9 protein-coding genes are annotated in these 10,988 nt (G+C 63.6%); 4 read left to right on the top strand and 5 right to left on the bottom strand.

Annotated elements, in window-relative coordinates:
* Nucleotides 1–231: 231 nt before the first annotated feature.
* Together LB564_RS18275 and LB564_RS18270 are read right to left on the bottom strand one after the other, a co-directional pair.
* Nucleotides 232–1,236 (bottom strand): cytochrome d ubiquinol oxidase subunit II, encoded by a 1,005-nt coding sequence (locus tag LB564_RS18275; protein WP_224539787.1) that lies wholly within the window; start codon nt 1,234–1,236, stop codon nt 232–234.
* A 4-nt stretch (nt 1,237–1,240) separates the two neighbouring features.
* Nucleotides 1,241–2,602 (bottom strand): cytochrome ubiquinol oxidase subunit I, encoded by a 1,362-nt coding sequence (locus LB564_RS18270; protein WP_224539786.1) that lies wholly within the window; start codon nt 2,600–2,602, stop codon nt 1,241–1,243.
* 292 nt (nt 2,603–2,894) lie between these two features.
* On the opposite strand from LB564_RS18270, the gene LB564_RS18265 reads away from it, so the two are divergent.
* Together LB564_RS18265 and LB564_RS18260 are read left to right on the top strand one after the other, a co-directional pair.
* Nucleotides 2,895–3,821, top strand: a complete 927-nt coding sequence (locus LB564_RS18265) for an ABC transporter ATP-binding protein (protein WP_224539784.1) — start codon at nt 2,895–2,897, stop codon at nt 3,819–3,821.
* Nucleotides 3,818–4,579, top strand: a complete 762-nt coding sequence (locus LB564_RS18260) for an ABC transporter permease (protein WP_140703560.1) — start codon at nt 3,818–3,820, stop codon at nt 4,577–4,579. Before LB564_RS18265 ends, LB564_RS18260 begins: the two co-directional genes overlap by 4 nt.
* A 366-nt stretch (nt 4,580–4,945) precedes the next feature.
* On the opposite strand, the gene LB564_RS18255 is transcribed toward LB564_RS18260, so the two are convergent.
* Nucleotides 4,946–5,983 carry a phosphatidylglycerol lysyltransferase domain-containing protein gene (locus tag LB564_RS18255; protein WP_224539782.1) on the bottom strand — a complete coding sequence of 346 codons (1,038 nt, stop codon included), beginning with the start codon at nt 5,981–5,983 and terminating at the stop codon, nt 4,946–4,948.
* 437 nt (nt 5,984–6,420) lie between these two features.
* Between LB564_RS18255 and LB564_RS18250 the strand changes: the two genes are divergently transcribed.
* A complete protein-coding gene (locus LB564_RS18250) occupies nt 6,421–7,608 on the top strand; it encodes a flavin-containing monooxygenase (protein WP_224539780.1) in 1,188 nt (395 codons plus the stop codon).
* Nucleotides 7,609–7,649: 41 nt separating this feature from the next.
* On the opposite strand, the gene LB564_RS18245 is transcribed toward LB564_RS18250, so the two are convergent.
* Together LB564_RS18245 and LB564_RS18240 are read right to left on the bottom strand one after the other, a co-directional pair.
* Nucleotides 7,650–7,874: a hypothetical protein gene (locus tag LB564_RS18245; protein ID WP_140703554.1), complete on the bottom strand. Its 225-nt coding sequence runs from the start codon at nt 7,872–7,874 to the stop codon at nt 7,650–7,652.
* Between the two features lie 135 nt (nt 7,875–8,009).
* Nucleotides 8,010–10,013 (bottom strand): PhoX family protein, encoded by a 2,004-nt coding sequence (locus LB564_RS18240; protein ID WP_224539779.1) that lies wholly within the window; start codon nt 10,011–10,013, stop codon nt 8,010–8,012.
* 278 nt (nt 10,014–10,291) lie between these two features.
* On the opposite strand from LB564_RS18240, the gene LB564_RS18235 reads away from it, so the two are divergent.
* Nucleotides 10,292–10,867 carry a hypothetical protein gene (locus LB564_RS18235; RefSeq protein WP_224539833.1) on the top strand — a complete coding sequence of 192 codons (576 nt, stop codon included), beginning with the start codon at nt 10,292–10,294 and terminating at the stop codon, nt 10,865–10,867.
* Nucleotides 10,868–10,988 lie beyond the last annotated feature (121 nt).

Genomic DNA, 10,988 nt, shown 5'->3' with positions numbered 1-10,988 from the left:
CCAAGCCGCCGAACCAAGTGGACCTCCCCAAATCAGATGGGCTTCCAATATGTATAATTTTCCCCGGACAGCCCTGCGTTTACGGGGAGAAGGTGCCGGCAGGCGGATGAGGGGCGGCGCCGGCATTTGAAGGATTGGGCCATCCGCTTTGCTTGACAGGTTTGCGCTGCCCCTCATTGCCCTGCCGGGCATTTCTCCCCGTGAACGGGGAGAAAGACGCTGTCATAACCCTCAGTCATACGTCAGATCCGTCGCCTTGCCGCCGAACACACGGTAGGCGTAGAACGAATAGAAGATGATCACCGGCAGCACCACCACGGTGCCGACCAGGATGATGGCGAGGCTTTCGGGCGCCGACGCCGCCTGCCAGATGGTCAGTTTGTCGGGCACCACGAACGGGTAGAACGACCAGGCAAGACCGGCAAAGCCGAGCGCGAAGATCGCCGCCAGCGTCAGGAACGGCCTCAAGGCATGGCGGTCATCGGGCTTGGGCAGATGGAAGGTCTGCCGCCACAGCCACAGGAAAAGCAGCGCCGACAGGATCGGCAGCGGCGACAGATAAAGCATTTCCGGCCAGACGAACCATTTGGCGAAGATGCGCGGGCTGGCGAAGGGCGTCGCCAGCGACACGGCGGCCATGCCGAGCGCGGTCAGCACCAGCGCGGTGCGCAGCCAGCGCACCGCCTTCTTCTGCAGCTCGCCTTCGGTCTTGTAGATCACCCAGGCAGCGCCCATCGCCGCGTAGGCTGCCGCCAGGCAGAACGCCACCAGCACGCCGAACGCCATGCCGCCCACGTCGACATCGAGGCCGAGCACATAGACGCCCAGCATATAGCCTTGCGCCAGCGAGGCGATAACCGAGCCCAGGAAGAAAATACGGTTCCAGCGATGTTTCTTCCCCGCCGGCACCTTGGCGCGGAAGTCGAAGGCGACGCCGCGTAGGATCAGCCCGACCAGAAGCAAGAAGACGGGAATGTAGAGTGCGGTGAGGATGAGGCCATGCGCCAGCGGGAAGGCGACCAGCAGCAGGCCGACGGCCAGCACCAGCCAGGTTTCGTTGGCGTCCCAGAACGGGCCGATCGCGGCGATCATCGTGTCCTGTTCGGTGTCTTCTGCCGCCGCGAACAGGATGCCGATGCCGAGGTCGAACCCGTCGAGGATGACATAGATCAGGATGGCGAGGCCCATCAGGCCGGCGAAGATGAGCGGGAGCAGGGTTGGCCAGTCGTAGCTCATTTTCTCACTCCTCCGCCGCCGGTTGCGACATCGCTATCTTCATCACGCCCGGCAGCGGCGAGGAATCGCCATCCTTGGCCGCCTTCAGCGCCAGATGCACCAGCACGCCGAGATAGGCGATCAGCAACAGCACGTAGAGCAGGAGGTAGATGGCGAGCGTCAGCGCGACATGGCTGCCCGCCACCGGACCTACGGCGTCGGCGGTTTTCAGCACCCCCGTCACCAGCCAGGGCTGGCGGCCGATCTCGGTCGTGTACCAACCGGCGAGCGTCGCCAGCCAGCCCGACAACGCCATCGGCACCATCAGCATGGCGAGCGGCCTGGGCAGCGAATGCCGGCGCTTGAGGAAGAAGGCCGCCGACCACGACACGGCGAGCATTAAAAGCCCGGTGCCGACCATGATGCGAAAACTCCAGAAGAGCGGAAAGACCGGCGGATGGTTGCCCGGATAATCGTTCAGCCCCGGCACGACACCGTCGGTGCTGTGCCGCAGGATAAGGCTGGCGCCGTCGGGAATGGCGATCTCGAATCTGTTTTCCTTCGCCGCCTCGTCGGGCAGCGCGAACAGCACCAGAGGCACGTTAGGCCCCGTGTTCCAGTTGGCTTCCATGGCCGCGATCTTCTGCGGCTGGTGCTCCAGCGTGTTCAGCCCATGCTGGTCGCCGGCAAGAATCTGGATCGGGATAAGGATGGCGGCGGTGAAGACGCCGGTGCGCAGCGCCTTCCACATCGATTCCGAACGGTCGCCCTTGAGGTAGCGCAGCGCCGACAGGCCGGCGATCAGGAACGACACGGTCAGCCCCGAGGCGAGCAGCATGTGCACCAGCCGGTAGGGCATGGACGGGTTGAAGACGATGGCCCACCAGTCGACGGCGTGCGCCACGCCATCGCGCATCTCGAACCCGGCCGGCGTCTGCATCCAGGAATTGAGCGCGATGATCCAGAAGGCCGACAGCGTCGTGCCGCCGGCGACCAGCACCGTCGCCAGCGTGTGGACGCGGTTGGAGACGCGGCGGAAGCCGAACAGCATGATGCCGAGGAAGGCGGCCTCGAGGAAAAAGGCGGTGAGGATCTCATAGGCCAGCAGCGGCCCGGCGATGTTGCCGACATGCTGCATGTAGCCCGGCCAGTTGGTGCCGAACTGGAAGCTCATGGTGACGCCCGAGACGACGCCCATGGCAAAGGACAGCGCGAACACCTTCACCCAGGTGAAATAGGCGCGCATCCAGGCGGAATCATTGGTCGCATTGTAGCGCAGCTTGAAGAACAGCAGCACCCAGCCAAGCGCAATGGTGATCGTCGGAAACAGGATATGGAACGAAATATTCGCGCCGAACTGCATGCGCGACAGAATAAGCGGGTCCATGGCGGGCTCCGGCTGCTTATTATTCGACGCAATTCCCGAGGGAAAGCGCGCTACACTTTTCCTGGAATTGCTCCAATACTGGCGGAGGATAGGCCCGAAGCGCGGTCAGGTCAAAGCGGCGTCCTGCCGCGAGGCTCAACGCCACAGGACAATTTACCGGTTGCAGGCGATGCATTTCCAGCCGGCCCCGAGCCTCGATGTCCAGAACTGGCAGCAGGGCATTGACTTGTGGTTGCGCTGGCCGACAACAGGCCTATATCAAGTCACCTCTTTCAGGCAGCAGTTTTCAGCCATGCCCTCCATTCTGTCCATTTCCGGGGTCTCCAAGACCTACGCCACCGGCTTCACCGCGCTCAAACAAGTCAATCTCGACATAGAGCGCGGCGAGATATTCGCGCTGCTCGGCCCCAATGGCGCCGGCAAGACGACGCTGATCTCGATCGTCTGCGGCATCGTCAACCGCTCGTCGGGCACCGTCACCGTCGATGGCCATGACATCAACAGGGACTATCGCGCCGCGCGCAGCCTGATCGGGCTGGTGCCGCAGGAGCTCACCATCGACGCCTTCGAGAGCGTCTGGGCAACCGTCAACTACAGCCGCGGCCTGTTCGGCAAGCCGGCCAATCCGGCCTTCGTCGAAAAGGTGTTGCGCGACCTGTCGCTGTGGGACAAGAAGGACGCCAAGGCCATCACCCTGTCGGGCGGCATGAAGCGTCGGCTGATGATCGCCAAGGCGCTGTCGCACGAGCCGCGCATCCTGTTTCTCGACGAGCCGACCGCCGGCGTCGACGTCGAGTTGCGCCAGGACATGTGGGAAATGGTGCGCCGGCTGCGCGAGGACGGCGTCACCATCATCCTCACCACGCACTATATCGAGGAAGCCGAGGCCATGGCCGACCGCGTCGGCGTCATCAACCGCGGCGAGATCATCCTGGTCGAGGACAAGGCCGAGCTGATGCGCAAGCTCGGCCGCAAGCAGATGACGATGGAGCTGCGCGCGCCGCTCGCCAGCGTGCCCGAAGGGCTCTCGCGCTATGCGCTCGAACTGTCGGGCGACGGCAGCCAGCTCACCTACACCTATGACAATCAGAGCGACCGGCCGGGCGTTGCCTCGCTGATCAGGGATCTCGAGGCGGCAGGCGTCCAGTTCCGCGATCTCGACACCAAGAACAGCTCGCTCGAGGAGATCTTCGTCAATCTTCTGAGGCAAGAGCCATGAACCTGCGCGCTGTATGGGCGATCTACCGGGTCGAGATGGCGCGCGCGTTCCGCACCGTGCTGCAGAGCATCATCTCGCCGGTCATCTCGACATCGCTCTATTTCGTCGTCTTCGGCTCGGCCATCGGCTCGCGTATCACCGAGATCGACGGCATCAGCTACGGCGCCTTCATCGTGCCGGGCCTGATCATGCTGTCGCTCTTGACGCAGTCGATCTCCAACGCGTCCTTCGCCATCTATTTCCCGAAATTCGTAGGCTCGATCTACGAACTCCTGTCGGCGCCGGTCTCCTATCTGGAGATCGTCATCGCCTATGTCGGCGGCGCGGCCACCAAGTCGATCATCCTCGGCCTGATCATCCTCGCCACCGCCTCGCTGTTCGTGCCGCTGCACATCGAACATCCGTTCTGGATGCTCTCCTTCCTGGTCCTGACGGCGGTGACCTTCAGCCTGTTTGGCTTCATCATCGGCATCTGGGCGAAAAGCTTCGAGCAGCTGCAGTTGGTGCCGCTGCTGATCATCACCCCGCTGACCTTCCTCGGCGGCAGCTTCTATTCGATCCACATGCTGCCCGGCATCTGGAAGACGATCACGCTGTTCAATCCGGTGGTCTACCTGATCAGCGGCTTCCGCTGGAGCTTCTACGGCAAGGCCGACGTCTCGGTCGGCGTCAGCCTCGGCATGACGCTGGTGTTCCTGGGCGTCTGTATCGCGATCGTCGCCTGGATTTTCAAGACCGGCTACCGGCTGCGCAACTGACGCGGTTGGTCTGGTGTATGTGGCAGCTTGGCGCATGCATTGTCTTACGCTGCGCTGGTCGACCCCCACTCCGTCTCGGCTTCGCCGAGCCACCTTGCCGGGGCGAGCCACGGGTCTCGCCCGTCCTTCGGACCCCCCGATCGACGGGGGAGAGGAAAGGCGCCAAGCTTTTTGCCGTCAACGCTTTTCCAATGAGGCTCCCTTCCTTTCCCTCCGGAGGGGGGGGAAAGGTGGCGCTGCGAAGCAGCGACGGATTGGGGGAACCACATGGCAATCAAGTGTCGCGCCGATCAGTCACGCAAGTTACGGAAGATATGTACATAGAGCTTACGGAAGTGGGGGCGGAGAACCCAAGTCCTGTAGAGTTCAAATAGCCTTGACCAGCCGCAGCAACCCCAGCATCTCGATATAGGTCCCCTCGCGAAAGGCGATGTAGACCGGCTCCTCGGTGCCGTGGAAGCGGCGCTTGAATGCCGCCTGTCCCTGCAGGTTGAACCTGCGGCGGTTGACCCAGGGCGAATCGTAGGCGCGCTGGAAGGTGTTGCGCCAGAAGTCGCTTTCTGAAAATCCGCTCGGCCCCACGTCGACGAGCGGCGACAGGCCGAGCGTCACCACGGAGATGCCTTCCTCGCGAAACCGGTCGACGGCGTATTTGGTCAGGCCGATCTCGGCATGCGGCGAGGCATCGATATGCTTGCGCTTGAAGGCGGTGGTATAGCCGATCACCTTGCCGCCGGCGAAAAGTGGGTCGAAGTCGAGCAGGGCGATGAGCTCGCCATCGGGGCCATGCAGCACGAAACGGCGCATGTCGGTGCCGAGCTGATCGTTGAAGGGACGATTGAGGAAGCCCATCTCCCAGCGCTTGACGATGCGGTCGCCGCGCCAGTTGTCCGACAGCCGCTTGATCTCGTCGAGATGGACGGTGCGCTTGTCCTCCTCGAACGAAAAGCCTTTCTTCAACAGCCAGCGCTCGGAATAGCGCACGGTCTCGTTGCGCTTTCCGGAAAAATCATGGTCGGGCAGGACAAGCCGGGTGTCGATGCCCAGCCGGTTGACCTTGTAGCCGAGCCCGGCCAGCACGCGCGCGGTCTCCGCGCCGATCTGCACGAACCACGGGCTGCCGGCGGCCTCGACGAAACGCCTGATCATGTCGGGCCGCAGCGCCGGAGCCACCACAGGGTCGCCAAGCGCGAAATGATGCCTCATCTTGGTGCCGAAGGCGATGTAGCCGTTCGCGTCGCCGAAATAGGAAAGCTTTTGCTGCACGGCGGTGGAGTAAGCGAGCGAGAAGTCGCCATGACGGCGCACCAGCGCCAGGCGCTCGACATGCGTCAGCGCCAGGCGCTCGACCTTGGGCGAGGCGCCCTCGAGGATTTTGTCGAAATAGATCCGCAAGGAGGGCATGGTCGAGATTCCGCGTGCCGTCTGCGGCGCCGCATGCCTTGAATGGCAAGCTGGACCGCCGTGGCGCCTTGATTTCTTGCGGGAAGCCGAATGGGTTACGGGTTCGGATTCCTGCGCCGTCAGAAGAGGTCCGCCAGCCCCCGGACCTCGAATCAATCACATTGCCGCGACCTGATTATCGCCGATGCCGCCGATATGCCATATAGGGCTGGATGTATTCGGACAGAAGCGGGAAACCGTCATGTCGTCGTTTTGGCCGCGCTGCCGCCCCGGCTGTTTTCGCCGGGCGCACGGAATCCTCCCGATCGGCATCGCGGCTCGGCGCGGGGCCTGGAAACGGCATCGGGTTGCCGTTCGGACCCTGTGCGCGATCAAACCGTTACAACGGCCTGCGAACCTTTCGGGGTTGCCGCTAGGTGAGTGGGATTCGAGAGTGCATGGCTGATACGACAACCCGGACGATGATGGAGCAGTTGGTGGCGGTCGAGCCGGTGATCGTCATTGGCGCCGGTGCCGCCGGGCTGGCTGTCGCGCAGGCTTTGATCAAGGCCGGCGTCGCGACGGTGATCCTGGAGAGGGAAAGCCGGCTGGCCGAACCCTGGCGCCGGCGCCACGAGCAGCTGCACCTCAACACCCATCGCGATCTCTCCGCGCTGCCCGGCCTTGCCTATCCGAAGGGGACCCCCGCCTTTCCGCACCGGGATGTCGTCATCCGCCATATGAACGATTTCCATGAGGCGAACCGCTTGACGGTGGAGTTTGGCGTTTCCGTCGAGGCCGTCATGTTCAAGGGCGATCACTGGGCCGTGCGCACCAGCGCCGGCTCGCGCCTGGCGCGTCATGTCGTTGTCGCCACCGGCCGCGACAGGGAACCCTTCACGCCGCAGTGGAAGGGCATGCAAGCGTTCGCGGGCCGGATCGTCCATTCGGCGGATTTTGGCGACGCCCAGGCCTATGCGGGCAAGAAGGTGCTGGTTGTCGGCGCCGGAAATTCGGGCTTCGATGCCCTCAATCATCTGTCGGGCATCGATACTTCAGCTGTCTGGCTGTCGGCTCGCAGCGGCCCCGCCCTGTTGCCCAAGCGCATCGGCAAGATCGCCGTGCACCGCCTCTCGCCGCTCATGGCGCGCCTGCCGCCGCGCGTCGCCGACGTCGTGATGGCGGCGACGCAGCGTCTGGTGTTCGGCGATCTGACCAAATTCGGCATGCCGCCCGCGCCTGCCGGCGGCGCCAGCCGTTTGATGTCGGACTACACCGCGATCGCCGCGGACGACGGCGCCGTCGATGCCATCAAATCGGGCAGGATCGTGGTGGTGCCGGGGATACGGGAGTTCACCCGCGATGGCGTCATCCTGGCCGATGGCAGCCTGATCGCTCCCGACATCGTCATTGCCGCGACCGGCTACCGCACCGGGCTGGAGCGCATGGTCGGCAATCTCGGCGTGCTCGACGAGAAGGGCGTTCCGCTCTTCAATGGCGGCCAGGACGATCCGAAACTTCCCGGCCTGTGGTTCACCGGCATGCGGCCGAGCATCCGCGGCTGCTTCGCCAATGCCGCCATTTTGGCCAAGGCCATCGCCAAGCGCATCGCCGGTGCGACCCATCCATCCAGCGCATCACGCTGACAGCATGAATCCGTTTCGACGCGACGTGCTGATCTCGGATGCTACGCCGATTTCGGCTCCAGCCGCCGGAAACCGACAGCCTCCGTCAGCGTCTCCTCGTCGACCATGCCGGCATTGTAGAGGGCAAGCAAGGTGAGCGCCAATTCACGCGCCTCGGCGGATTCGGGATGGGCTTGCCGTCGGCGGCAGGCCTCGTCGAAGACACGTTGCAAGGTGGCCACCTCGTCGGGTTTGAGCAGGCCACGGTCGTAGATCGACTTGGGCATGGCGATGATCTCCTCATCACGATCTAGGGCGCCCTGTTTAAATTGCCAATCTTTCCCGAGGCTTGAATGCAATACCGCGCAAAAGAAGGGGGCTCCGGCGATCCGGAGCCCCCTCTCGGTTTGTCTTGTCCGATGTCAGATGGCGATCTTGCCGCCGCCCTGCTTGGTGATCGCCACGACCGCCGGCCGCACCGGCATGTCGGGCTTGAAATCGGGCCAACGCGTCGACAGGTCCTCATAGTAGGAGGGCCGGCCGAACGCTTCCCAGTCTTCGCCGCCGTCGCCCGGATGCTGGACGGCGACGAAGGCGGTCTGATCGTCCGGCGTAAACAGCGGGCCGCACATCTCGGCGCCGATCGGTACGCGGAAGAACAGTTTCGAGGTCGCCCGCGCCGATCCTTCCGTGTCCACCGCCCACAGGCCATCGGTGCGGCCGGTGGCCTTCGGACCCTGGCCGTCGGTGGCGACCCACAGGCGGCCGGCCGAATCGACCGCGCAATTGTCGGGCATGCCGAACCAGCCATTGCCCGTCGTCGCGGTGGAGAAGGTGGCGCCGACATCGGCCACCGAGGGATCGCCACATTTCAGCAGCACTTCCCACTTGCCCTTGGCAGCGGCGAAATCACCGCCGTCCTCCGATATTTCGATGATGTGGCCGAAGGCGTTTTCGGCGCGCGGATTGGCGGCGTCGACCTGGTCGGCCTTGCGCTTGGAATTGTTGGTCAGCATGACATAGACCTTGCCGTTGACGCCATTTGGCTGGATGTCCTCGGGCCGGTCCATCTTGGTGGCGCCGAGCAGGTCGGCGGCGCGGCGTGTCTCGATCAGCACGTCGACCTGGCCGGCAAAGCCGTTTTCCGCCGTCAGCGGACCCTGGCCGAACACGATCGGCAGCCATTCAACCGAACCGTCCTCGGTGAATTTGGCGACATGCAACGTGCCGTCGTCGAGCAGGTCCTTGTTGGCGGCAGGGTCGTTGGCGTTGAATGTGCCCTTGGTGACGAATTTGTAGACATAGTCGAAGCGCTCGTCGTCGCCGAGATAGAAGACGACGCGGCCGTCCTTGGCGACGATCGATTCGGCGCCCTCATGCTTGAAGCGGCCCATGGCAGTGCGCTTGCGCGGCACCGAATTCGGATCGGTGACGTCGACCTCGACGATCCAGCCGAAGCGGTTGGCCTCGTTCGGCTCCTTGGCGAGGTTGAAGCGGTCGTAATGCGCGCCCCATTCATAAGCGCCTTCCGGGATGCCGAGGCGCTTGTAGTTGGCCGCTTCCTTGTGGCCTTCCGGCAGTTCGCCGGAGAAGTAGCCGTGAATGTTCTCCTCGGACATCACATAGGTGCCCCAGGGCGTGACGCCGCCGGCGCAATTGTTGATGGTGCCGAACACCTTGGCGCCGGATGGGTCGGCATTGGTCTTGACGCGGTCATGGCCGGCGACCGGGCCCGACAGCGCCATTTCGGTGTTGGCGGTGATGCGGCGGTTGAGCTTGCCGTCGCGCACCACCTGCCACTTGCCGCCATCCTTGCGGATCTCGACGATGGTGCCGCCATGGGCGGCCATCTCGACATCGACCTGCTCCTTCGCGAGCGGCGCCACCTCGGCCGACTTCTTGCCGTCCTTCTCGACGATCTTGACGATGCCCGGGAACATCAGATGCGGGTTGGTGTATTCGTGGTTGACCACCAGCAGGCCATGTTCGGCCGAACCGTCGAGCGGAATGTAGCCGACATAGTCGTTGTTGTAGCCGAACTGCCTGGCCTGGGCCTGCGCCGACTGCTTCGTCGGATCGAAGTCCGGCGAATCGGCGAACAGCGGATCGCCCCAGCGCAACAGAACGTCGGCGTCGTAGCCCGGCGCGACATGGTGCTTGTCGTCGATGCCGGCTTCCAGTTCGTCGAATTTGAAGGCGGAGCCTTCCGCGGCGCGGGCATCGTCGGCGGCGATCAGAGCCAGCGGGCTGACGGTGGCGGCGATCGCCGAGACGGCGAGCGACCCCTTGAGGAAGCCACGGCGCGAAAACCGCGCGGCGATGATCTCGCCCATCGTGCGGTTTTCGCTGGGATTGTTGGCCGGTCCCTCGTTTTCCTCGAGCAGGCTGGTGCGGAATCGGACGTCGGGGGAGCGATGTTCGGTCATGGGAGCCTCTGGCTTGGATTTGGCTGGAGCTTGTTGCCTTTTCAACCGCCTTATAGCTTGCTGATCACATTTTCGTGACATCGTATCCCCGCCATCGCTCCCTCACGACACCGCTTTTTCACGACCGGCATGGGACTTTGGTCCAATCTTGCGCCTGCAAAGGTCTTGGAAGACAAACGCAACGGTCGGAGGTCGCTTCCGGTCACCATTTGTTTCGGCGATGTTGGTCGCACTGCGACGTTGGGGTGGGCGCGCCGGCTCAATCGACGGAGATCAGGATGCACGGATCGATAACGGCCCGTTGTTGCCGGCTGGCTTTCGGCTCGGCGGCTCTGCTGGTGCTGACCATCGCTCCTTATGGAATTGCCTTTCATGGCTTCGTTCCCGGACTCGAGGCCGCGACCGCGCTTGCCGGCAAGGGCGGCGGCGGTGGTGGAAATGGCGGCGGCAACGGCGGCGGGAATAGTGGCGGCGGAAACGGCGGCAATAGCGGCGGTGGGAACAGCAGCGGCGGAAACGGCAATGGCGGCAGCGGAAATAATAGTGGCAACGGAAACGGCGGCGGCAACAACGGCAACGGCAACGGAAACAACGGCAACGGCAACGGCAACGGCGCTGATAACGGTGGCGGCAATTCGGGGGCCGGCAAGGGCCAGGGTGCGAAGAGCAGTCATGTCAACGCCACGACCGGCGACAAGGTCGACGTGGACGGCAACAAGATTACGGTTCAGCACCCCGATGGCTTGACGGAGAAAATAGAGAACGGCCGTTTCAGCATGAAGGACAAGCTCGGCCGCACGATCATCGATCGCCGTGCCACACCCGCCGATGTCAGCCGTCTCAAGGCTCTGTGACTCCAGGCAGCGCGAATCTGGGCTCTGTGAATCTCGGCCCCGTGAATTTCGGCCCCGTGAATTTCGGCCTTGTGAAACTGGTCAACAGGCAACGACCAGTTTCACACGTCACCTCCGCCGC

The organism is Mesorhizobium sp. ES1-6 (assembly GCF_020164775.1).
Taxonomy (GTDB): Bacteria; Pseudomonadota; Alphaproteobacteria; order Rhizobiales; family Rhizobiaceae; genus Mesorhizobium.
This window is presented reverse-complemented; position numbering and strand designations above follow the sequence as displayed.

Coding starts and splice junctions, on each gene's coding strand:
- LB564_RS18245 (WP_140703554.1), bottom strand. CDS start 7,874: ATGCCCAAGTCGATCTACGACCGTGGCCTGCTCAAACCCGACGAGGTG.
- LB564_RS18250 (WP_224539780.1), top strand. CDS start 6,421: ATGGCTGATACGACAACCCGGACGATGATGGAGCAGTTGGTGGCGGTC.
- LB564_RS18270 (WP_224539786.1), bottom strand. CDS start 2,602: ATGGACCCGCTTATTCTGTCGCGCATGCAGTTCGGCGCGAATATTTCG.
- LB564_RS18265 (WP_224539784.1), top strand. CDS start 2,895: ATGCCCTCCATTCTGTCCATTTCCGGGGTCTCCAAGACCTACGCCACC.
- LB564_RS18275 (WP_224539787.1), bottom strand. CDS start 1,236: ATGAGCTACGACTGGCCAACCCTGCTCCCGCTCATCTTCGCCGGCCTG.
- LB564_RS18235 (WP_224539833.1), top strand. CDS start 10,292: ATGCACGGATCGATAACGGCCCGTTGTTGCCGGCTGGCTTTCGGCTCG.
- LB564_RS18255 (WP_224539782.1), bottom strand. CDS start 5,983: ATGCCCTCCTTGCGGATCTATTTCGACAAAATCCTCGAGGGCGCCTCG.
- LB564_RS18240 (WP_224539779.1), bottom strand. CDS start 10,013: ATGACCGAACATCGCTCCCCCGACGTCCGATTCCGCACCAGCCTGCTC.
- LB564_RS18260 (WP_140703560.1), top strand. CDS start 3,818: ATGAACCTGCGCGCTGTATGGGCGATCTACCGGGTCGAGATGGCGCGC.